Annotated in this window: 19 protein-coding genes; 10 read left to right on the forward strand and 9 right to left on the reverse strand. The window is 50.5% G+C overall.

What is annotated here, in order from left to right:
• Positions 1–66: 66 nt before the first annotated feature.
• Positions 67–1353 carry a uracil permease gene (uraA, locus tag M977_RS05595; RefSeq protein ID WP_064512992.1) on the reverse strand — a complete coding sequence of 429 codons (1287 nt, stop codon included), beginning with the start codon at positions 1351–1353 and terminating at the stop codon, positions 67–69.
• 83 nt (positions 1354–1436) lie between these two features.
• On the reverse strand, positions 1437–2063 hold the full coding sequence (gene upp / locus M977_RS05600; protein WP_034459132.1) for a uracil phosphoribosyltransferase: 627 nt from the start codon (positions 2061–2063) through the stop codon (positions 1437–1439).
• Positions 2064–2277: 214 nt separating this feature from the next.
• On the opposite strand from upp, the gene purM reads away from it, so the two are divergent.
• Positions 2278–3315, forward strand: a complete 1038-nt coding sequence (purM, locus tag M977_RS05605) for a phosphoribosylformylglycinamidine cyclo-ligase (protein ID WP_064512995.1) — start codon at positions 2278–2280, stop codon at positions 3313–3315.
• Complete coding sequence (purN, locus tag M977_RS05610; RefSeq protein ID WP_064512996.1) at positions 3315–3956, forward strand: phosphoribosylglycinamide formyltransferase; 642 nt, start codon at positions 3315–3317, stop codon at positions 3954–3956. Before purM ends, purN begins: the two co-directional genes overlap by 1 nt.
• 34 nt (positions 3957–3990) lie before the next feature.
• Here the strand turns inward: purN and M977_RS05615 are convergent, their stop codons facing one another.
• Together M977_RS05615 and M977_RS05620 are read right to left on the reverse strand one after the other, a co-directional pair.
• Positions 3991–4284: a SemiSWEET family sugar transporter gene (locus tag M977_RS05615; protein WP_064512999.1), complete on the reverse strand. Its 294-nt coding sequence runs from the start codon at positions 4282–4284 to the stop codon at positions 3991–3993.
• A complete protein-coding gene (locus tag M977_RS05620; RefSeq protein ID WP_064513001.1) occupies positions 4277–5632 on the reverse strand; it encodes a glycoside hydrolase family 28 protein in 1356 nt (451 codons plus the stop codon). Before M977_RS05620 ends, M977_RS05615 begins: the two co-directional genes overlap by 8 nt.
• Positions 5633–6003: 371 nt before the next feature.
• Here M977_RS05620 and M977_RS05625 point away from each other — a divergent pair, with 371 nt between their 5' ends.
• Positions 6004–7521 (forward strand): MFS transporter, encoded by a 1518-nt coding sequence (locus tag M977_RS05625; RefSeq protein ID WP_483413592.1) that lies wholly within the window; start codon positions 6004–6006, stop codon positions 7519–7521.
• Between the two features lie 20 nt (positions 7522–7541).
• On the forward strand, positions 7542–8633 hold the full coding sequence (gene bglB, locus M977_RS05630; protein ID WP_064513003.1) for a beta-galactosidase BglB: 1092 nt from the start codon (positions 7542–7544) through the stop codon (positions 8631–8633).
• 48 nt (positions 8634–8681) lie between these two features.
• Here the strand turns inward: bglB and M977_RS05635 are convergent, their stop codons facing one another.
• A complete protein-coding gene (locus M977_RS05635) occupies positions 8682–10340 on the reverse strand; it encodes a hypothetical protein (RefSeq protein WP_064513005.1) in 1659 nt (552 codons plus the stop codon).
• 189 nt (positions 10341–10529) lie between these two features.
• Here M977_RS05635 and ppk1 point away from each other — a divergent pair, with 189 nt between their 5' ends.
• On the forward strand, positions 10530–12590 hold the full coding sequence (gene ppk1 / locus M977_RS05640; RefSeq protein WP_064513007.1) for a polyphosphate kinase 1: 2061 nt from the start codon (positions 10530–10532) through the stop codon (positions 12588–12590).
• Positions 12591–12630: 40 nt separating this feature from the next.
• The gene (gene ppx, locus M977_RS05645; RefSeq protein WP_064513009.1) at positions 12631–14172 is read left to right on the forward strand and encodes an exopolyphosphatase; all 1542 of its coding nucleotides are present in this window, start codon (positions 12631–12633) and stop codon (positions 14170–14172) included.
• Between the two features lie 36 nt (positions 14173–14208).
• Here ppx and M977_RS05650 read toward each other — a convergent pair whose 3' ends face one another.
• Positions 14209–16452, reverse strand: a complete 2244-nt coding sequence (locus M977_RS05650) for a sensor domain-containing phosphodiesterase (protein WP_064513011.1) — start codon at positions 16450–16452, stop codon at positions 14209–14211.
• A 348-nt stretch (positions 16453–16800) separates the two neighbouring features.
• Here M977_RS05650 and M977_RS24240 point away from each other — a divergent pair, with 348 nt between their 5' ends.
• Positions 16801–16989, forward strand: coding sequence for a YfgG family protein (locus M977_RS24240; RefSeq protein WP_072009456.1), 189 nt, complete (start codon positions 16801–16803; stop codon positions 16987–16989).
• Positions 16990–17062: 73 nt separating this feature from the next.
• Here M977_RS24240 and M977_RS05655 read toward each other — a convergent pair whose 3' ends face one another.
• Complete coding sequence (locus M977_RS05655) at positions 17063–17974, reverse strand: LysR family transcriptional regulator (protein WP_064513013.1); 912 nt, start codon at positions 17972–17974, stop codon at positions 17063–17065.
• 101 nt (positions 17975–18075) lie between these two features.
• Here M977_RS05655 and M977_RS05660 point away from each other — a divergent pair, with 101 nt between their 5' ends.
• The 3 genes from M977_RS05660 to M977_RS05670 all read left to right on the forward strand — a co-directional run bounded on the left by M977_RS05660 (position 18076) and on the right by M977_RS05670 (position 20864).
• Positions 18076–19185 (forward strand): alkene reductase, encoded by a 1110-nt coding sequence (locus M977_RS05660; RefSeq protein ID WP_064513016.1) that lies wholly within the window; start codon positions 18076–18078, stop codon positions 19183–19185.
• A 64-nt stretch (positions 19186–19249) separates the two neighbouring features.
• A complete protein-coding gene (locus M977_RS05665) occupies positions 19250–19810 on the forward strand; it encodes a DsbA family protein (protein ID WP_064513018.1) in 561 nt (186 codons plus the stop codon).
• Between the two features lie 163 nt (positions 19811–19973).
• Positions 19974–20864: a DHH family phosphoesterase gene (locus M977_RS05670; protein WP_064513020.1), complete on the forward strand. Its 891-nt coding sequence runs from the start codon at positions 19974–19976 to the stop codon at positions 20862–20864.
• Positions 20865–20947: 83 nt separating this feature from the next.
• On the opposite strand, the gene guaA is transcribed toward M977_RS05670, so the two are convergent.
• A complete protein-coding gene (gene guaA / locus M977_RS05675) occupies positions 20948–22525 on the reverse strand; it encodes a glutamine-hydrolyzing GMP synthase (protein ID WP_064513022.1) in 1578 nt (525 codons plus the stop codon).
• Positions 22526–22593: 68 nt separating this feature from the next.
• Positions 22594–24060: an IMP dehydrogenase gene (gene guaB, locus M977_RS05680; protein ID WP_064513024.1), complete on the reverse strand. Its 1467-nt coding sequence runs from the start codon at positions 24058–24060 to the stop codon at positions 22594–22596.
• Positions 24061–24084 lie beyond the last annotated feature (24 nt).

The raw sequence follows: 24084 nt of genomic DNA on the forward strand, positions 1-24084 counted from the left end.
TAGAGTCTAACACAGAAATGAGGATCAATAGAACCGGGCGAACGCGCCGCCCGGCTTGAGGCAAAACTACGAATTTACGTCGTTTTCTTTAGCATCCAGCACCACTTCTTCCGGACGCAGCACACTGATAAGTTTAAAGATCAGGCTCAGACCTACGCCTACGATAGTCGCTAGCGCCATCCCTTTTATCTCAGCAGCACCAATGTGCACTTTTGCGCCACTCACCCCGATGATCAAGATAACGGAGGTCAGGATCAGGTTTTGAGTTTTGTTGTAATCGACTTTTGATTCGATCAGCACTCGAATACCGGATGCACCGATCACGCCGTACAGCAGCAGAGAAACACCACCAATCACTGGAACCGGGATAATCTGGATCGCTGCGGCAAGTTTGCCTACGCAGGAAAGCAGAATCGCCAGAATCGCCGCGCCACCAATAACCCAGGTGGAATAAACACGGGTTATCGCCATAACGCCGATGTTCTCACCATAAGTGGTGTTTGGCGTCGAACCAAAGAAACCGGAGAAAATCGTCGAAATGCCGTTGGCAAACATGGAACGATGCAGGCCTGGGTCACGAAGCAAATCTTTCTTAACAATGTTTGCCGTTACCACCAGGTGACCAACGTGTTCCGCAATAACGACCAACGCCGCAGGCAGAATAGTTAAGATGGCAAACCACTCAAAACGCGGTGTATAAAAGGTTGGCAGTGCAAACCAGTGCGCGTTAATAATTGGTGTGACATCAACCACACCCATGGCGAAGGAGAGTGCATAACCCACCAGCACACCGATAAGAATCGGGATAATCGCCAGGAAGCCACGGAACAGAACTGAACCAAAGATGGTTACCCCAAGCGTAACCAGCGAAATAATGATTGTGGTTGAGTCAGGAGAAGTGCCATCAGCAGGTAGAAGACCGGCCATATTCGCAGCCACACCCGCCAGTTCAAGACCGATAACTGCCACAATCGCGCCCATCGCCGCTGGAGGGAACATCACATCCAGCCAGCCAGTACCGGCCTTTTTGACAATCAGCGCCACGATACAGAACAACACGCCACACATGATAAACCCGCCCAACGCCACTTCATAACCCAGCGGCAGAAGCAGCAGCACAGGTGAAATAAACGCAAAGCTCGAACCGAGATAAGCCGGGATTTTACCTTTACAGATAAAGAGATACAGCAGTGTCCCAATCCCGTTAAACAGCAGCACCGTCGCCGGGTTAATGTGGAACAGGATTGGTACCAGAACGGTGGCACCAAACATCGCGAACAGATGTTGCAAACTTAACGGTATCGTTTGCAGCAGGGGTGGTCTTTCGCTCACTCCAATGGCGCGGCGTGTCATTGTGTTTTCCTCTGAGTATTGTTTTTAGAAATAACGGCTCGAACAAATCAAAAAAAAGCCGACTTTCGAAGTCGGCTCAATTTTTACTTAGTACCAAATATTTTGTCCCCGGCATCGCCGAGGCCCGGAATAATGTATCCGTGCTCGTTCAGACCCTGATCGATAGAAGCGGTGAACAGCTCTACGTCCGGGTGCGCTTTTTCCAGCGCGGCGATACCTTCAGGTGCTGCGACCAGAACCAACACTTTGATGCTAGTGCAACCGGCATTTTTCAGCAGGTCGATGGTCGCAATCATAGAACCGCCGGTTGCCAGCATAGGGTCAACCACCAGCGCCATACGTTCTTCAATGTTAGAAACAAGTTTCTGGAAGTAAGGTACGGGTTCCAGAGTTTCTTCATTACGGTAGATACCGACAACGCTGATACGAGCGCTTGGAACGTTTTCCAACACGCCTTCCATCATACCCAGACCGGCACGCAGAATTGGCACAACGGTAATCTTCTTACCTTTGATTTGATCAATCTCTACCGGGCCATTCCAGCCTTCGATAGTGACTTTTTCAGTTTCGAGATCTGCCGTGGCTTCGTAAGTCAGCAAGCTGCCAACTTCTGAGGCGAGTTCACGAAAGCGTTTGGTGCTGATGTCGTTCTCACGCATCAGGCCTAGCTTGTGTTTGACGAGTGGGTGTTTGACTTCCACGATCTTCATACTCTTTCTCCCAGAGATAGTTGGCCAGCACAAAAAAAATCGCCGGATTATATCGCTTTTTTAACACCGCGCCACCGCTTCGAGATCAACCAGGGTGAAATGAGTATATATCAACAATAATTGCATCCCGCTAAATAAGAGGCTCGCAAACGTTTGCCTGCACTGTTAGAATTGCGGCGTTTTTTATTTATAACCCATCCGCGGGGACTAAGCAGTGACCGACAAAACCTCTCTTAGCTATAAAGATGCCGGTGTTGATATTGATGCTGGTAACGCTCTGGTCGATAAAATCAAAGGTGTAGTGAAAAAGACTCGCCGCCCGGAAGTCATGGGTGGGCTGGGCGGTTTCGGTGCGTTGTGCGCGTTACCTCAAAAGTATCGTGAGCCTGTGCTGGTTTCCGGCACCGACGGTGTGGGTACTAAATTACGTCTGGCGATGGATTTAAAACGCCACGACACTATCGGCATCGATCTGGTCGCGATGTGTGTGAATGACCTGATTGTTCAAGGTGCTGAGCCGCTGTTTTTCCTTGATTATTATGCAACTGGTAAACTTGAAGTCGAAACGGCTGCGAGCGTTATTTCTGGTATTGCCGAAGGTTGTCTGCAATCTGGCTGTGCATTAGTTGGCGGTGAAACGGCTGAAATGCCAGGCATGTACCATGGCGAAGATTACGACGTTGCTGGCTTCTGTGTTGGCGTGGTCGAAAAATCTGAAATCATCGATGGTTCTAAAGTCACCGACGGTGATGTGCTGATTGCCCTGGCATCAAGTGGCCCGCATTCCAACGGTTATTCTTTGGTTCGTAAAGTGCTGGAAGTGAGCGGTACTGACCCGCTTACTACAGAGCTTGAAGGTAAACCGCTGGCAGATCATTTACTGGAACCAACTCGCATTTATGTGAAGTCCATTCTGGAATTGATTGAAAATGTTGACGTTCATGCGATTGCACACCTGACCGGTGGTGGTTTCTGGGAAAATATCCCTCGCGTTCTGCCAGACAACACGCAGGCGATTATTGCTGAATCTTCATGGCAGTGGCCTGCGGTATTCAACTGGTTGCAAAAAGCCGGCAATATCAGCCGTCACGAAATGTACCGCACCTTTAACTGCGGTGTCGGCATGCTGATTGCCCTGCCTGCGTCAGAAGCTGAAAAAGCGATAGAATTTTTGAACGCAAAAGGTGAAAACGCCTGGAAAATCGGTAGTATCAAAGCTTCTGATTCCTCCGAGCGCGTGGTTATTGAGTAATGAGACGTATAGTGGTGCTAATTTCCGGAAACGGAAGCAATCTTCAGGCAATTATCGATGCCTGTAAGCTGAAAAAGATTAATGCCACCGTGGCGGCTGTATTCAGTAATAAAACCGATGCCTTTGGCCTGGAACGTGCGCGTGAAGCAGAAATTCCTGCGCACGCGTTAACAGCTAGCCAATTCGCTGATCGCGCTGCGTTCGATCGTGAGTTAATACTTGAGATTGACGCCTACGCGCCGGATCTGGTGGTGCTAGCCGGTTATATGCGCATTCTTAGCCCGGAGTTTGTCGGGCACTATGCGGGCCGCTTGATCAACATTCATCCATCTTTGTTGCCTAAATATCCGGGCCTGAATACTCATCGTCAGGTTCTGGAAAATGGTGATGAAGTCCACGGAACGTCGGTGCATTTTGTTACTGATGAACTGGATGGCGGCCCGGTCATTCTTCAGGCCGAAGTTCCGGTGTTTGAAGGTGACAATGAAGATGACATTACCGCCCGTGTGCAGAGTCAAGAACACGCTATTTATCCGCTGGTTGTTTCCTGGTTTATCGAAGGAAGACTAGAGATGCGCGAAAATAGCGCCTGGCTTGACGGCAAGTTGTTACCTGAGCAGGGCTACGCAACAGAAGAGTAGCCCTCTTTTATAGCAGAAATGATGGCGAGCAGTGTTAACGCAAACTCGCCTTTTTGCTGACGGTTTTTATCCCTCGTTCATTCATCACTTTCATCACCAGCACCGTTGCCGCCAGCACCAGAGTGATACCATTGGCGATCATCAGCGGCATGTCATTGTTGCTTAACCCATACAGCAACCAGCACAAGACGCCGAACACAAACACCAGATACATACTCAACGATATCGCTTTGGTATCACGGTTTTTCAGGATATGCAGCACCTGCAAAGCGAATGATCCCGTGGTGCAGCACGCCGCCACCGACCCCAGCCATGCGAAATCAGTCATCGACTCTTACTCCTGCGCAATCTTGCAAAACAATAGCCTGTTCGTTCCAGCCTGCGGGCAGTGGCTCAGGGCGGCTGAATTCCAGATTACGCACGGTCAGGCCATGAACACCACTCGCATAAAGAACCGGCAAACCGCCAGGATACTCTTCCACGCCGAATGCTCGCTGGGTTTGCGGATTCAGGCACCATGCGTTGTCCAGCCCCATTCCCGTGGGTGAAAGCGGATTACACGGCGGGCGGATGTCATAAAGCCCCTGCTCTGGCGAAGCGCTGAGTTGTTGCGTGAGCTGTAAACCGTCAATCATGATGCGGCGAATTTGCCCTGGCTGTTCGCTGTGGAAGTTAATTGCCCCTTCGCTGATGCCCGTTAGCCCACGAAACTGGATGTGTTCGATGCAGCCGGGTGTCACTTGCGGGTCACGATGACGGACGGAAAGATAAATCGGGTCGGCTTTGCCCCAATGGCAGGCGTGCGCCGCTTCACAGGCAAAAGTGATATTTGAAAAAATCATGCGCCGCAAATTCCCGCCATCGCGGGAAACCAGGCCAATCCCGCGATTGGACTGCCAGATGGTGCAATTGGTGACGATAATATCTTCAACGTCATCCGCCGTTTCCGTCCCGACTTTTATGGCGCAGCTTTTTGAACGCAGCGTACAGTTGGTGATCACCACTTGCCGGGTCGGTTGCTGAATTTCCGCCGGTTTTTTGCTGGTTTTAAGGCAGATAGCATCGTCTGCGGCACTGAAATAACAGTTGCTGATATGCACCTGCTGGCAGCTATCAATGTCCAGCGTATCGGTATTCGCCATGGTCAGACAGTTATCAACGGTCACGCCATCCATTTTTATCTGCTGACTGGAAACCAAATGAATGGTCCACATCGGTGCCTGTTCGATGGTGAAATCCCGCAGCGTTATCTGCTGGCAATTTTCAAAAACGATGATGCGCGGACGATGCTGCGCGGGCTGGCGATAACCCATTGCGTCGGCTTCTTCACTAAACCAGGCGCTGCCATTACCGTTTATTTTCCCCTGGCCGCACACACTGATGCGTTGCGCATTTCGGGCATACAGGAACGCCCGGTCAGAGCATTCCGCCACGCTTTGCGTCGTTGCCTGCGTAAATTGCTGATAATCGCTGCTGACAATGAGTTCCGCGCCTGCGCATAAGTGCAGGCAAGTATCGGAATGCAGCAGCAGGCCGCCCACCAGGTAGCGGCCACTTTCCACCATCAGCGTTCCCCCGCCCTGTTCTGCCAGTTCATTCAGCGCCCGCTGGAAAATGGCTGTATTGGCATGTCGCCCGTCAGCGCAAGGTTCAAAGTGAGAAAGGTGCAGTTCCATGGTTATCCATCGCAATGAGTAAATGACCGGGTTATCTCAACACGTCTGCATTTTCTTGCGCCATCGCGGCACTCGCAGGCTTTTATGAATGTGCAGAATGCATCACAAAAGTGCTGGATACCGGCGTTTTGCTGTGAGGCAAGTCTCACTGGCCCGATGCTGAAAAAAGTGAAATGCGAAGGAGTTCACGATTAACCCTTTCATCACAGCTCGAAAATCGATCGCCGTCACAAAAACCTTGCCCCAAAAAACAGTTTGCGTAGTGCCTCGCACTTTCACTAAAAACCATCGCGACGGGCATCGTCTCGCCCACCGCTGATCACTACCCTGGATGAACCTCTTTCACGTTCATCGATACGAGACAGACAGCCATGATCACACCGACATCAGCATCAAAAGGTCATCGTGAAGTCAAAACTAAAAATATTCTCGCCTGGGGTATGGGGGACGTTTTTGGTAGTGGCGCTATGACGATTACCGGCCTGTGGCTTCTCTACTTTTACATTGAAGTCGCCGGGCTTTCGCCTGCCGCCGCCGCCTCTATTTTCGCCATCGCTAAAATCTGGGACGGTATTACTGACCCGGTGATGGGCTACATCACCGATAACATCCGCACCCGTTGGGGGCGTCGGCGCATCTTCTTCCTGCTCGGCGCACCGCTTTCTTTAACTTTCGCCTTAATGTGGTGGAGCGGTTACGGCTACTTCTGGTATCTGGGAACCTACCTGCTGTTTAGCACCGTCTTTACCCTGCTGATGGTGCCATACGACACACTTCCGGCGGAGATGACCACCCGTTACGACACGCGTTCAAAAATGTCTGGTGCACGCATGCTGTTCGCCCAGGCCACTGCGTTTCTTTCTGCCCTGATCCCCGGCCAAATACTGGCGCACGTGGCAGACAAAGAACAGGCGTTTATGCTCATCGGCCTGGTGTTTGCCATCCTGTTTTCGTTGCCGTGGATTTTTGTCTGGCGTGGAACCTGGGAGCGCGACAACCTGCCACCACCGCAAACTCAGCAAGGGTTGATGAAAACACTGGGTGCGCTGTACCGCGAAATGGCCTCAACTTTCCGCCTGAAGACCTTCCGCATTCATATCATGATGTACGTCGGCGGTGCCGTCGCCCTCGACATTTTTGGCTCGTTGTTCATGCACTATATGACCTACGTTCTGCAAGTGGGCGCGGGGCTTGCCTCGCAGGCGTTGAGCCTGATGACACTCTGCCAGTTTTTCGCCATTCCCATTTTTACCTGGCTGTGTATCCGCATTGGTAACGGCCATGCCTACAAAATTGCCATCAGCCTGATCATCCTCAGCCTGCTGTGGTTTAGCCAGCTTTCCGCCTCCTTTACATACATCACCTGGTTGCTGCTTGGCGGCGCGATGATGATGGGCTTTGCACGCGGCGGCACCTATCTGATTCCGTGGAACGTGTATAACTTTTTACCCGATGTCGATGAGGCTTATACCGGCGTGCGCCGCGAAGGGATCTACGCGGGCGTGATGATGCTGACGCGCAAGTTTTCCCAGGCTCTGGCGCTGTTTATCGTTGGCCTGGCGCTGGAAGGTTTCGGCTTTACTAAAGGAGCCGAAAGCCAAAGCGCCGCCGCTATCAACGGCATCTGGTGGGTCTTTGTGGTCGGGCCTGGTCTGCTAACAATATTGGCGATGACCGGCGCGTTCCGCTTCCGTCTTAGCCAGGATCGCCACGCCGTTTTGATTACCGAACTCGAACGCCTGCGCGAAGGTGGCAAGCCGGAAGATGCGCCAGCAGCGGCACGCGAGGTCGTCGAAACGCTTACCGGGCACCGCCACGCAAATCATTTATGGGAAAACAAAGCTCACGCTCAGCCCGCCATACTTCAGGAAAGCCGCCAGCCTTCTTAAACGGAACAATAAGGAATTGCATGATGTTAAATCGCCACGATACGCAGCTCGTCATTGAAAAACTCATTGATAGCCTGGTGTCCATCCAGGACGAAGACGGGCGTTATTTGCAACGGTTAAGCGACGGGCGAGTCGTGGATACCAAAGGCTGGAAAGGCTGGGAATGGACGCACGGCATCGGTCTGTTCGGGTTGTTCCGCTACCAGCAATTGACCGGTTCTGTGCGGGCGCAAGAAACCATTGCCGCCTGGTTCCGCGATCGTTTTGCCGAAGGGACGCCGGTTAAAAACGTCAATACGGCTTGCCCGTTTCTGACTCTCGCGTTGTGCTACGAAGAGACGAAAACCCCGGAGTGGAAGCCCTATTTAGAAGCTTGGGGCGACTGGCTTTATCGCAAGATGCCGCGCACCGATGAAGGTTGCTTCCAGCATGTCACTTATGAGAATGACCACTGGCAGCAAATCTGGGACGACACATTAATGATGGCGGTGTTACCGCTGGCAAAAATGGGGCAACTGTTTAACCGTCCACAATGGGTGGAAGAAGCCAAATTCCAGTTTATGCAGCACATAGTCTACCTGACGGATCGTCATACTGGGCTTTGGTACCATGGCTGGAATTTCGATGGCCGCCACCATTTTGCCGGTGCGCTATGGGCTCGTGGCAATAGCTGGATAACCATCGCAATTCCTGAATTCCTGGAAATGTTAGATTTAAGCGCGGACGATGCGTTCCGCCGCCAGCTTTGTCATGTGCTCGAGGCTCAGGTGCGTGCCCTGCAACGCTGCCAGCAAGACAACGGCTTGTGGCCAACGCTTCTTGACGACCCGGATTCGTATGCTGAGGCTTCCGCTTCTGCAGGCTTTGCCGCTGGGATCCTGAAAGCTATTCGTCTGGGTTATTTAGCCGATGAATATCTGCTCGTCGCCGAACGGGCGCTGGAAGGTGTGGTGAACCACATCACGCCACAAGGTGAATTGACTCAGGTCTCTTTTGGTACCGCGATGGGCAACAATCTCGACCATTATCGGCAGATCCCGTTAACGTCGATGCCTTACGGCCAGGCGATGGCGATGCTTTGTTTAGTGGAATCGTTACGTTTACATTTGTAGTTAAAAGGGGTGATGCTTAGCGTCACCCCTTATTTGCAGCAAAATAGGTTATCTCATTAATTTCGCTAACTCCGCCGTCAGGCTGTCAGCTAACTGACGAACACGGCTGGCATCAAACATCACATACATTCCCGGTGAATAATCATCATGTCGCTGGCAAAAATCCTCCATTTCATGTGCCGCGCTGTAGAGCGACTGAATATTGGTGCGGCAGATTTCTCGCATGCTCCAGTTGTTCTCCACGAGCCGCGCATAATGCAGTGTGAAGAAGGCTTTTTGCGCATAGACAAACACCTCGCAATACAGCGAAAAACCTTGCCATTCCTGCAACCAACGCAACTTTAACGCGGACGGTAAATCCACTTCTCGCGCAAAAGCCAACGCCTGCTCGCGGGCGATTCTGGCGGCCTGATATGCATCGTCTTTCTCTTTGGCAATCCGCGAGAGATTGTTTGATGAGCCTTCGATATCGTCGCGGCTAAAATGAATATCTCGCCCGGAGCCGGGCAACCAGTGGTTACGGTTTAATTGCCCGTACAGACTCCATATGGCCTGGCCGTAACTTTCCGGCAGCAAACTGTGGCGATGGAATACATGGTGGCGGGCATAAATTGCGCTGTATAGCGCCTGTTTCCCCTGGTCGAGCAACTGTTGAAATTGGTTAAAAATTTCCTCATCTGGCTGCCAGCCGTAACACTGGTTTAGCCAATAACGCATCATCTGCTCGGTGGTGAGTGAGGGATGATTCCCGGCGAGCATCAAACTGCAACTCACCAGGTTGCATTCGCTAAGCGTGTTGATAATCCAGTGGTTATCGACGCCTTCCCAACTGATTTTGCATAATGCGCCAGTAATCGCGGGGTTACGCGCCTGGCACCAAAGCAAGCGCCCTTGTAATTCATCAATGCGCATAAACGGGAAGTTTCCCCAGCCAACTTCCTCGCCCGCCAGATCGATGTCTATCCATACGTCGCGCCCGGTGGCTTCAAGTAGCGCAGGATTAGAGGGAAATTCAGGCCAGAATCGCTCGGGTGTCAACTTAATGGACACCGCGACAGACTCAGGCAACGGGGCAATCGCCGCCATCACATTTGCGACATCACTGTTGCTTGCCGGGAAAACACGCAAAACCAGGTGCTTGTTTTCACGCTGCATAACATCGCTCATTGCCGCAAAACAACGGCGGTAAATCATCTCACTGTTGCCTGAGTCAGGTGTCACCCCTTCAAGCCAGTTAGGCGTGGAAATGGGAAGCAGGCTGTCAGTATTGGAAAGAGCCACCAGCAAACCGGTAAGCGCTGGAATTTGCTGGCAAATAAGGGCAATTTTGTCCGCCAGATATTGGCTCCAGAATGCCAGGTCGAAGCGCACACCTTTGCGAACATCAAAAAGATGCGGATGGCTAAGTAAAAGATCGGTCTGAAAACTCAGTTCTTTCGCCTGCAAGTAAAAAGCCAGGCCTTTCTGGTGGCAGTGTTTAGCCAGGCGATTGAGGTAAATGCAGCGTGCGCGTTGCTGGGTGGACAACCTGTCGTTGAATTGATGAGGGGTGTAGTCGGTTGGCGAAACCAGCTTATCGAACAGATCAATCTGGCCGACCACCAGAGTGTTAAAAGAGTGAACACAGGCGTAGTCGACAATTTCACAAGCCCGTTCCCAGTTCCAGAATTCCTGATTGTTCAACTCCAGCGCGCGCGTTTGCCACATTCGTTCATTCCTTGAGAAACAAAACGCTATTTTAAATAAAAAACATCCTGTCTTCTGTCTGCCTCCTCACAGTGTGTTATGCAGTAAAAACCTGACTTTATGCTCATCGTTGGACATTCCCCGCCAAAGCTCGCCATAATGGCAGACGTGACGGCATTTTAACGTCCACGAAAACGCAAGTGAGGGCTAATGGGTCAGGATAAGCTGTACATCGAAAAAGAACTGAGCTGGTTGAATTTTAACGAGCGCGTGCTCCAGGAAGCGGCGGATAAAATTAACCCGCTGATCGAGAGAATGCGTTTTCTCGGCATCTATTCGAATAACCTTGATGAATTCTACAAGGTCCGTTTCGCCGAACTTAAACGGCGCATTCTGATCAGTGAAGAACAAGGTACGGCACCTAATTCGCGCCATTTACTCAATAAAATTCAGGCGCGTGTGCTGAAAGCCGACCAGGAATTTGATGGGTTGTATAATGATTTGCTGTTGGAAATGGCGCGGAATCAGATCTTCCTGATCAACGAACGCCAGCTTTCGCCAAATCAGCAAAACTGGCTGCGTCATTACTTCAAACACTATTTGCGCCAGCACATCACACCGATCCTCATCAATAACGAAACCGATCTGGTGCAGTTCCTTAAAGATGATTACACCTATCTGGCGGTTGAGATTATTCAGGGCGCCGATATCCGTTACGCCCTGCTCGAAATCCCGTCTGATAAAGTACCCCGTTTCGTGAATTTGCCGCCGGAAGCCCCACGTCGCCGCAAGCCAATGATCCTGCTGGATAACATTCTGCGTTATTGCCTGGATGACATTTTCAAAGGTTTCTTCGATTACGATGCGTTGAACGCCTATTCAATGAAAATGACCCGCGATGCAGAATACGACCTGGTGACAGAAATGGAGTCCAGCCTGCTGGAACTGATGTCATCAAGCCTGAAACAACGCCTGACCGCCGAGCCGGTGCGTTTTGTTTATCAGCGGGATATGCCTGATGCGATGGTCGAAATGCTGCGTAATAAGCTGACTATCACTAACTACGACTCGATTATTCCCGGTGGCCGCTACCACAATTTTAAAGATTTCATTAGCTTCCCAAATGTTGGCAAAGCCAATTTAATCAACAAACCTCTGCCACGTTTGCGCCATATCTGGTTCGATAAATTCCGTAACGGCTTTGATGCAATCCGCAACCGCGACGTGCTGCTTTATTACCCGTACCACACTTTTGAACACGTGCTGGAACTGCTGCGCCAGGCCTCGTTCGACCCGAGTGTACTGGCGATTAAAATCAATATTTACCGCGTGGCGAAAGACTCGCGCATTATTGAGTCGATGATTCACGCCGCGCACAACGGCAAGAAAGTGACCGTGGTGGTTGAGTTACAGGCGCGGTTTGACGAAGAAGCCAATATTCACTGGGCGAAACGCCTGACCGAAGCGGGCGTGCACGTTATCTTCTCAGCCCCTGGCCTGAAGATTCACGCCAAATTATTCCTGATTTCCCGTAAAGAAGGCGAAGAAGTGGTGCGTTATGCCCACATCGGTACCGGTAATTTTAACGAGAAAACCGCCCGTCTTTATACCGACTATTCCTTGCTGACCTGCGATGCGCGCATCACCAACGAAGTACGCCGCGTATTTAACTTTATCGAAAACCCTTATCGACCGGTGACATTCGAACATCTGATGGTTTCACCACAGAACTCACGCCGCCTGCTTTACGATTTGGTCGATAAAGAAATTGCCAATGCGCAGAACAGCGTACCGTCTGGCATTACTCTTAAACTCAATAACCTGGTCGATAAAGGGCTGGTAGACAGGCTGTATGCTGCGTCAAGCTCGGGTGTGAAGGTGAATTTGCTGGTGCGCGGAATGTGCTCGCTTATCCCAAATCTGGAGGGGATCAGCGATAACATTCGGGTTATCAGTATCGTTGACCGTTATCTCGAGCACGATCGCGTATATGTGTTTGAAAATGGCGGCGACAAAAAAGTGTTTCTTTCCTCTGCCGACTGGATGACTCGCAACATTGATTATCGCATCGAGGTGGCCGTTGCTATTCTCGACCCGCGCCTGAAACAACGGGTGCTGGATATCATTGAAATACTGTTCAGTGATACGGTAAAAGCGCGCTACATCGACAAAGAACTGAGTAATCGTTATGTGCCGCGCGGCAACCGCCGTAAGGTACGCTCGCAGCTGGCAATTTACGATTACATTAAATCTCTTGAACAATCTGAATAACGCACTATGTCGACTATAAAACTATGTTGATGACAAAAACATGCCGATAAAAAAACATGCTCCACGGCCGCAAGAGTTCGCAGCGGTAGACCTTGGCTCGAACAGTTTCCACATGGTTATCGCGCGTGTGGTAGATGGCGCAATGCAAATCATTGGTCGTCTGAAACAACGTGTCCATTTAGCCGATGGTCTGAATGCTGAGAACGAGTTAAGCGAAGAAGCGATAGAGCGTGGGCTGTCGTGCCTTGCGTTATTTGCTGAACGTCTTCAGGGGTTCTCCGCGGAAAACGTCTGTATCGTGGGTACTCACAGTTTACGCCTGGCCGTAAATGCCGAAGAGTTCCTTAAGCGCGCTGAGCAGGTTATCCCCTTCCCGATTGAAATTATTTCCGGTAACGAAGAAGCGCGTCTGATTTTCATGGGTGTAGAACATACCCAGCCGGAAAAAGGCCGCAAACTGGTTATTGATATTGGTGGTGGCTCAACCGAACTGGTAATTGGTGAGGATTTCGAGCCAATGCTGGTCGAAAGCCGCCGCATGGGTTGTGTGAGCTTCGCACAAAACTTCTTCCCAAAAGGGAATATCAACCCGGAAAACTTTAAACGCGCTCGCCTCGCAGCTGTGCAGAAGCTGGAAAACCTCTCCTGGCAGTACCGCTTACAGGGCTGGAATGTTGCGATGGGGGCCTCTGGCACCATCAAAGCGGCGCATGAAGTGCTGGTCAACATGGGTGAAAAGGACGGGATTATCACCCCTGAACGCCTGGAAATGCTGCGTGATGAAGTGCTGAAGTATAAGAGTTTCAGCACTATGAGCCTGCCGGGATTATCGGAAGAACGTAAAGCCGTGTTTGTACCAGGCCTTGCGATTCTCTGTGGTGTTTTCGACTCGCTGGCAATTCGAGAGTTACGTCTGTCTGACGGAGCTCTGCGCGAAGGTGTTCTGTATGAAATGGAGGGTCGTTTCCGCCATCAGGATATTCGTATTCGCACCGCGCAAAGTCTGGCAAACCAGTACAATATCGACAGTGATCAGGCTAAACGTGTACTGACAACGACTGAGCATATCTATCAACAGTGGGAAGTACAAAACCCAAAACAAGCTAATCCGCAAATGGCCGCCCTGTTGAAATGGTCAGCGATGTTGCACGAGGTTGGACTGAATATTAACCATAGTGGGCTACATCGCCACTCGGCTTATATCCTGCAACACAGCAACTTGCCTGGCTTTAATCAAGAGCAACAAATGCTCATCTCTTCGCTGGTGCGCTATCACCGCAAAGCGGTAAAAATCGATGACCTGCCACGATTTACGCTGTTTAAGAAAAAGCAGTTCCTACCGCTAATTCAAATTCTGCGCCTGGGCGTGTTACTGAATAATCAACGTCAGGCAACAACCACTCCGCCGACATTGGTGTTAGAAACTGATGAGCACAAATGGACACTGCGTTTCCCACATGACTGGTTCAGCCTGAACACTTTGGTATTGCTCGATTTAGAGCGCGAACAGCAGTATTGGGATAACACACCAGGCTGGAAGCTTAAGATTGAAGAAGAAGCCAGCCCGAACACCACCGCCTGATTATTTACTCAACCAAACGCCCATCAGGGCGTTTGGTTATTCGGTATCTCGATTTTCCTGAATGACAAGCTTCTCGAGCAAAAGCGGCCGTCCAACCAAATACCCTTGTATGTAATCAATCCCCAGACTTTGCACCGCTGCCTTGACCGCCTCGCTTTCAACATATTCGGCAACCAACTGCATCTTTTTCATCCGTGCTAATTGGCAGATTGAATCAACAATTTGATAATCCAGACTACTGGTTAGTATATTCCGGATAAAACTACCGTCAATTTTCAGGATATCCGCGCTAATATCTTTCAGCCGCGCATAGCTGGCATACCCTGTACCAAAATCATCAATAGCAATCCGACAGCCCATATTTTGCAACATAGTCAAAGTCGCGTTAGCTTGCTCAAGATTGGTTAATGAATTGCTTTCGGTGACTTCGAAAATAAGCTGCCAGGGTTCAATTTTGTAACGCTCAAGTAGATGTTTCACTTCGCTCGCAAACTGCAAACGCCCTACAGAAGCGGGTGTGAGGTTGATGGAGAAACGGCTTCCGGGAAGTTGTTTTCGATACTTGCTCATGAACTCAAGCGTTGCTTCTAACACCCATTTATCGATTTTAGAAGACAAGCCAAACTCATGTGCCACCGGCAAAAACGCATCGGGCATAAACATCGCATCCCCGTCGTTATCCCCTTTCATACGCAGCAAGATTTCATGATAAGAGTCACCACGAATCCCTTCGATACGTTGCGCCATCAAGATGAAATTCCCTGAATCAATGGCGACTTGCAGGCGATTCATCATCGCCACTTTCTTTCTTACCGCATTCTGCACATGGTTTGTGCCTTGCTGCTGCAAGCTTTCAGGCTTTGATGTCGAAAGCGACAAATCAGCCATGGTACTAAGCTCACCTAACAGGAAGTAAATATGGGTGACAGGTTGGCGAACATAGCAAAAGCTGATGCCTACTTGTGGCTGCATCGGCATACCATCCCACATAAAGCGGAACTGCTTAACGCGATGGTCAAGGGCGTCGATACGCTCATGATAAGAGTCATAGTTCAACCGAACTGCCAGCTCATGTCCAGACAAGTGATAGGCCCGTTCGTTGGCGGTTAATATCGGATGCAGATATTCATTGAGCTGCTGCTTGTATTGGATACGAAGTTGCACTCCGTAATTTCGACCTAAAAGCTCAAGTTCGGGCACGCGTAGAAAAGCCAGAGCTGAACACGGATAACGAGATAAGTCGCGATTAAGCGCGCGCAAATTGGGCATTTGAACGATGGGGTCGATAAAAGCAACACGGCGCGCCTTGCTATGCAGAAAACGCTGGCGAGTAGTGACAACAGCCATCAAATAGATGGTGATAGAGAACACAGCATAACAGGATGAGGCTATGGCCAGATGGAGTTGAAAGCCCATATATGGCGGCAAATAGTTATGAAAACCGCTGCACAGGATCGTCAGTATCACCGCCCATGACATGGTGATAAACAGAAAACCAAAGCGCATCGCGCCCCATAACATTAGCGGTAGAATCAGCGTTAAGGTGTAATCCGTTGTGAAAATGGTGCTGAAATCATTTATGGGTAACAGCAGCAGACTAACTAATACGATGACCAACCCAGCCCATAGCGTAATCTCGACTTTGGTCACGCCCGACTGCATTTGAGCCTTCATCCGCGAGAAAAATGAAAACATAAAGCGTGGATTTCGGAACATACGAATGACGGAGTAAAAGAAAGGCATCCCCGTCAAACAACCAATCAGCACCGCCTGAAAATTAATTAATGTCCGGGTGTGGAGAGGGTTTTCCGCACCGATATTGTTGGATACATCATACCAACCGAAGAAAACCCCCATCTGATAGATAACTAAAAACGTTACAGAGTTAACTAATACCAACCACAACATGCGCTGCCCTGTAAGTTTGATAGCACCAAACATCACTGAGCCACGCCGTGGAACGAAAATACGGTAGCCACCCCAACTGATCGTGATTGGGACGATAAAGTGAACCACTGCCAGTAATGCAGCAATTTCGCCTTTTAGAGGGACATATCGGAGGAGTAACGCAACAATAATTCCCGGCAGTGCTGCCCAACCGAAAACCACCATAAATGCTGTCATTAGCCCAAGTGGCACATAGACGAGAAATACTCGCCCCCCGTCCATGACGGTATGGGCATTACACCATTCGGCTATAGGAAAAAGTAGACTCGGCAGCACCAAAGGAAGTGCCCACCATTGATTTTTATATTTGTTATACCAGCTTGCCAGATGCATTAATTATCGCCAAGAACCCTGTCGTCCAGCTCGGGTAAGTTTCGAACAGGCTTCCAACCTGGCCGATAAAACCATATCGCTATGGAATAGAGTGCAGATTCTAGTTAGGGATGGAGTTACAAAGATGATCTTAATCAATTTCTTGATGGAGATTAAAGTCCAAAAGTGAATAATTCAAAAAAATAACTGTAGATATACTAATCAACTAATATTAAGAAATGTTTATATAACAGGGAGAAATGATTTAGTACGTTATTCACCGATGACCCGCAATTGACCTTAGGGCATCACTGTGTATAAATATCCCCGTCGCCCGCAGTTGACGGGCAAACATCAAGGATCATTTGCGTGACACAGGTTACGAGTATGCGAAGACGACATAAGTTTAACAATCGTATGACCCGCATTATTCTGCTCATCAGTTTTCTCTTCCTTTTCGGCCGTTTTGTCTATTCTGCCATCGGTGCCTGGTACCATCATCAGGACAAAGTAGAAGCACAACAAAGCAGCCTGTCAGTGGATAGCACTAACCGGTAACGCCTTCTTTTAATTAAAAATTATAACACTGATAACTGCCAGTGGGATTTGTCACGCCTATTACCCGGCCGATTTATTCATTATCCAACCAGTTGATGAAAAATTCGCTGAACATGGAAACCTGTAATGGCTGAAAGCGGCGCTGTGGATAAACAAACTGTAGCCCCACCTGTTTTTTGTCGTGCCTGCTAAAGCCAATGAAACTGTCTGCCAACAACACTTTCAGCCGCCCTTGTTCAACATCGCGTTTAACATCCCACCAGGATTTACTGGCAATACCGGCCCCGGCCAGCACCCACTGGCGCAAAAGTGCACCGTCGTCACACACCATGGCAGGTGTAACGCGTGCACTTTGCATTTCCCCTTCAGCCTCAAAGCGCCATTCATTCATCAGCGTTCCACGACGCTCCATCACCAGGCAGCGATGTCCGGCCAGATCTTGCACTGAATGCGGTTCCCTATGGGTATGAAGGTAAGCCGGAGATGCCACCAGCACGCGATAGTTCTGCCTGATGACTTTCGTTACCAGATTGCTGTCCGGCAGGTTACCAAAACGAATGCTCATATCGAGCCGTAAAGAAATCAAATCCACCACATCTTCGCTGAGATACAACGAACTTTTAACTTCCGGGTGCTGACGGGAAAAATCGAGTAACGCAGGTGATAAATACTGACGCCCAAAATCAGACGGCGCTGCAATCCGTAGCGTGCCACTCAGAATGCCCTCTTTCTGCATCAATTTCGATTCGGCCAGCTCTACTTCCTCAAGCACACGCAGAGCGGCGTAGTAAAACTCCTCACCGCTCCGCGTCAATGCTATGGCCCGTGTCGAACGGTTAAAAAAGCGTGTCTGATAGCGTTCCTCTAATGCTTTTAGTCGCGTAGTCATGGTAGCAGGCGACAAATTCATCCGCCTTCCCGCCGCCGCCAGTCCACCGGCATCAACCACGGCCACCAGCAAGGTCATATCTTCGAGCTTACCCATTATTCTAATTTCCTGAATAGACAATCAGATTTCAATGCCATTATCAAAACGACAAGCAGGACGTAAAGTCAAGGCATCATAATTATCTCGGAGTCGAAGAAATGAAATCACGTCACCTGTTTGAGACCTCTCGTGTAGGGTCAGTTGAAACCCGTAGCCGTATTGTTATGGCGCCGATGACGCGTTCTCGCTCCGCACAGCCGGGTAATATCCCTACGTCGATGATGGCGAAGTATTACCAACAACGTGCCAGTGCCGGACTTATCATTACCGAAGCGACACAAATTTCGCCACAAGGTCAGGGTTATTCCTGGACGCCGGGTATTCACTCCCCAGAACAAATCAGCGGCTGGCGCCTGGTGACCGATGCCGTTCATCAGGTTGGCGGGAAAATCTTCTCGCAGCTGTGGCACGTTGGCCGCATGTCCCATGAAAGTTTTCACGCTGATGGCAAACCCGTCGCACCTTCTGCACTGGCACCCGATGCGCAAGTTTGGGTCGTGGGCGAAGACGGTGTAGGCCGAATGGTAGACAGCCCTGTTCCGCGTGAATTAACGCATGAAGATATTGGCCAGGTGATTGCCGACTATCGCCAGGCGGCGCTCAATGCCATTGACGCGGGTTTCGACGGTGTAGAGGTTCATGGTGGCAACGGGTATTTGATTGACCAATTCCTGCGCCGCAGCTCCAACAAACGCACCGATGAATACGGTGGCAGCCTGGCAAACCGCGTGCGTTTTGCGCAAGAAGTGCTGGAAGCCATTAGCGATGCCATTGGTGCAGACAGAACCGGTATTCGCCTGGCTCCATTTATTACTCAGCGTGGAATGGACGACCCGCAGGCTATTGAAGCGATTCTGGCACTGGCGGCCTGGTGTGAGCAAAAAGGCATTGCCTTTATCCATCTGGCGGAAGCCGACTGGGATGACGCACCGCAAGTACCGTACGAGTTCCGTGAAACGCTTCGGGCAACATTCAGTGGTGCCATAATCGTGGCGGGGAATTACACCCAGGAGAAAGCAGAAAAATTCCTCGCGGCAGGTATCGTGGATCTGGTTGCCTTTGGCCGCCCGTTTGTTGCCAACCCTGATTTCCCGCGCCGCCTTGAGGAAAACTTGCCGCTGGCATCTATTAGCAATCACGCGGCACTGTTTGGCGGCAAAGAAGCGGGTTATACCGACTATCCGGTGTGGTCTTCGGACGAAGTATAAATCCGTTCAATATCTGATAAGTTGTTTCGCATACCAACGCTGAAAACACAATAAAGGGATCACTATGAGTCAAAACGATAAATCTCATGCTCAACCACTGGTCTGGGGTCACGGTCCGCGCACATTTGAAGTTTTTCTTGAGCCGACCTGCCCATTCTCTGTTCGCGCTTTCAATAAGCTCGGCGCACTGTTGGAAAAAGTGGGTGAAGACAACGTCATGGTGAAAATTCGCCTTCAGTCGCAACCATGGCACATGTTTTCAGGTGTGATTGTTCGCTGTATTCTGGCCGCATCCACACTGCCTGAGGGCCGCGAAGCGGCGCATAAAGTGATGCAAGCCGTTGCCGATCACCGTGAAGAATTCGAGTTTACCGAGCATTGCAGCGGCCCGAATATGGATGCGACACCGCAGCAAATCATTGACCGTATCGAACGTTACAGCGGTGTGGCGTTGGCGCAGGCATTCGCCCACCCGGCATTACAGAATGATATTAAATGGCACAGTAAATATGCCCGTCAGAATGGGATTCATGTTTCACCAACCTTCATGGTGAATGGCCTGGTGCAGGCCGATCTCGGTAGCGGTGATGATATTAGCGTCTGGGCAGAACGAATTTTAGCTTAAGCCGCATAAAGCAAAACCCTCTGCAAAACAGAGGGTTTTTTATTTCCCTTCATCACAGCGAATTTATGCTGCCCACTCTTAGGTTGTGAAATCAGAACCGATAGCATCCTATACTCTAAAGACAAGCCGCGAAGCACGTAGAATTGTGAGCAGGAGAGATTAAATGATACATGTCTTTGGCCATTTAAATCCGGACAGCGATACCATCTGCACGGCCTATGTGGCTGCGCGTTGGCTAACGATTAAAGGGCAACATGCTCAGGCGTTTCGCCTCGGTGAGTTAAATAGAGAAACAGCCTACATTTTCCGCCATGCTGACCTGACGCCCCCACCACTGCTTGATGATTCCCTTGCGGGTAAAGATGTCTGGCTGGTTGATTTCACCGAACCTGCGCAAGGACCCGCCACGCTCAATGAAAGCAATGTCGTCGGAATTATCGACCACCACCGTCTTGGAGGCCTGATCACTCAACTCCCTCCTGAAGTCTGGATTAAACCTGTCGGCAGCAGTGCAACATTGTTATGGCTGTTGATGACTCCCGCTCATCGCCGTGAGATCTCCCCTGGTGAAGCCATTTTGCTATTGGGAGCCGTGTTAAGTGATACCGTAGCCCTTCGCTCACCGACCACTACTGAAGAAGACCGCCAGGCCGTTGATGAGCTCTGCGCTCTCACAAAAGTGGAGCGTGAAGATTTCATTCGTGATTTGCTGGCGGCCAAGACAGATATCATCGGCTTGAGCGCAGATGAGCTGCTCGATAAAGACAGTAAAATGTTTGATATTTCGGGGAATAAAGTCCTCGCCGCACAACTCGAATTGTATTCTCTTGAGCAGGCGGAGCCGCTGAGTGATGAGCTTAAATCAGCCATGGAACAGCGGGTCACCACATCAGGGGCTGGGTTGGTGGTTTTGATGCTGACCGATATCAGCGCGGAGTGTTCAAGGCTCTATTTTGCGGGCCCGGCACTTACCGATAATGCACCCGTTACCATCGCCGGAATGCTAAGTCGCAAAAAACAGCTGCTGCCCTGGTTGCATGCGCGGCTCGGTTAAATTGCATCATAAAAAAAGCCCATTAAAAAATGGGCTTCGATTCGATGAAGAAACGACAGGTATTAATGCTACCTAACGAATGATTACTCCCACTCGATAGTTGCTGGCGGTTTGCCAGAAATATCGTAAACCACACGGGAAATGCCGTTAACTTCGTTGATAATGCGGTTGGAGACACGGCCAAGGAAATCGTATGGCAGATGTGCCCAATGCGCGGTCATAAAGTCGATGGTTTCAACTGCACGCAGTGATACAACCCAATCGTATTTACGACCGTCGCCCATGACGCCAACAGAACGCACCGGCAGGAACACGGTGAACGCCTGGCTCACTTTGTTGTAGAGATCGGCTTTATGCAGCTCTTCAATGAAGATAGCATCAGCGCGGCGCAGCAGGTCGCAATACTCTTTCTTCACTTCGCCCAACACACGCACGCCAAGACCTGGACCCGGGAACGGGTGACGGTAAAGCATGTCGTACGGCAGACCCAGCTCCAGGCCGATTTTACGCACTTCGTCTTTGAACAGTTCACGCAACGGCTCAACCAGACCCATCTTCATCTCTTTCGGCAAGCCGCCCACGTTGTGGTGAGATTTGATGACGTGTGCTTTACCGGTGGCAGAAGCCGCTGATTCGATAACGTCCGGGTAAATGGTGCCCTGCGCCAACCACTTCACATCTTCCAGTTTCAGTGCTTCTTCATCAAACACTTCAACAAACACGCGGCCGATGATTTTACGTTTCGCTTCTGGATCGTTCTCGCCTTTCAATGCGGACAGGAAACGCTCTTCGCCTTTAACGTGAATAATATTCAGGCCAAAGTGGTCGCCAAACATATCCATCACTTGTTCAGCTTCATTCAAACGCAGCAGGCCGTTATCCACGAACACACAAGTCAGACGGTCGCCAATCGCGCGGTGAAGCAGCATGGCGGTAACGGATGAATCCACGCCACCGGACAGGCCAAGAATCACCTTGTCGTTGCCCACTTGTTCACGCAAACGAACAATCGCGTCTTCGATAATTTTTGCCGGAGTCCACAGCGCTTCGCAACCGCAGATATCCAGAACAAAACGCTCCAGCAGACGCTGGCCCTGGCGGGTATGGGTCACTTCCGGGTGGAACTGCACGCCATAAAAACGTTTTTCTTCGTTTGCCATAATCGCAAACGGGCAAGTCTCGGTGCTTGCAACGGTGACAAAGTCAGAAGGGATCGCGGTGACTTTATCGCCGTGGCTCATCCAGACATCCAGCAAAGGTTTGCCGTCTGCACTCAGGGAGTCTTCAATGCCGCGAACCAGTGCGCTGTCAGTTTTCACTTCAACCTGCGCATAGCCGAACTCACGTTCGTTGGAACCTTCAACATGGCCGCCAAGCTGCATCGCCATGGTCTGCATGCCGTAGCACACACCAAACACGGGTACACCTGCAGTAAACACATATTCAGGCGCACGTGGGCTGTTCAGCTCAGTAGTACTTTCCGGGCCACCAGAAAGGATGATACCGCTTGGATTGAATTCACGAATCTGTGCTTCCGTGACATCCCATGCCCACAGCTCACAGTAAACGCCCAGTTCACGCACACGGCGTGCAACCAGTTGAGTGTACTGAGAACCGAAATCAAGGATAAGTATGCGATGTTTATGGATATTTTCCGTCATTGACGCTTATTCCGAGGCAAGTGAAACAGAGAAAGAAAATCGCCTGGCATAAAGCCAGGCGAGGAGAATCAGGAGCCCATGCGGTAATTTGGGGACTCTTTAGTAATCGTCACATCGTGCACGTGACTTTCCTGAATACCCGCACCACTGATGCGTACAAATTCCGCTTTGGTACGCAGGTCGTCGATGGTAGCACAGCCGGTCAGACCCATGCAGGAACGCAGGCCGCCCATCTGCTGGTGAACTATCGCTTTCAGGTGACCTTTGTACGCCACACGACCTTCGATACCTTCCGGTACCAGTTTATCGGCTGCGTTGTCAGTCTGGAAGTAACGGTCAGAAGAGCCTTTGGACATCGCGCCCAGAGAACCCATACCGCGGTAGGATTTGAAAGAACGGCCCTGGTAAAGTTCGATTTCACCAGGAGATTCTTCAGTCCCTGCCAGCATACCGCCAACCATTACCGCAGATGCGCCAGCCGCGATGGCTTTAGCAATGTCACCAGAGAAACGGATACCGCCGTCAGCGATAACGGGAATGCCCGTCCCCTCCAGTGCTTCAACAGCATCAGCAACCGCAGTAATTTGCGGAACACCTACGCCGGTAACGATACGAGTAGTACAGATTGAACCAGGACCGATACCCACTTTAACCGCGCTCACACCGGCTTCAGCCAGAGCACGTGCACCAGCTGCAGTCGCGACGTTACCGCCGATGATTTGCAGGTCAGGATATTTAGCACGAGTATCACGAATACGTTGCAGAACGCCTTCGGAATGGCCATGAGAGGAGTCAATCAGTAAAACATCGACACCAGCGGCTACCAGAGCGTCGATACGCTCTTCGTTGCCCGCACCTGCGCCAACGGCTGCCCCAACACGCAGGCGGCCCTGGTCGTCCTTACAGGCGTTAGGTTTACGTTCTGCTTTCTGGAAGTCTTTTACGGTGATCATGCCGAGCAGATGGAAATTGCTGTCTACAACCAGCGCTTTCTCAACACGTTTTTCGTGCATTTTGGATAACACGACATCACGCGCTTCGCCTTCTTTCACGGTAACCAGACGCTCTTTCGGAGTCATGTACACGCTAACAGGCTGGCTCAGATCGGTAACGAAACGAATATCACGGCCAGTAATAATACCAACCAGTTCGTTACCTTCGGTCACGACAGGGTAACCCGCAAAGCCGTTACGCTCGGTGAGTTCTTTAATTTCGTGCAGGGTGGTTGTCGGCAGCACGGTCTGTGGGTCAGTAACAACGCCACTTTCGTGTTTCTTGACGCGTTTGACTTCAGAAGCCTGGCGTTCAATCGACATGTTTTTGTGAATGAAACCAAGTCCACCTTCCTGAGCCAATGCAATGGCCAGACGGGCTTCCGTTACGGTATCCATTGCTGCGGACAGCATAGGGATATTCAAACGAATAGTTTTGGTCAATTGGGTGCTGAGATCGGCCGTGTTAGGCAGAACTGTAGAGTGAGCTGGAACGAGGAGAACGTCATCAAACGTCAGTGCTTCTTTAGCGATTCGTAGCATGGCAATATCTCAACCTGGGGTGAA

It is taken from the genome of Buttiauxella gaviniae ATCC 51604, assembly GCF_001654835.1.
In the GTDB taxonomy this organism is placed as follows: domain Bacteria; phylum Pseudomonadota; class Gammaproteobacteria; order Enterobacterales; family Enterobacteriaceae; genus Buttiauxella; species Buttiauxella gaviniae.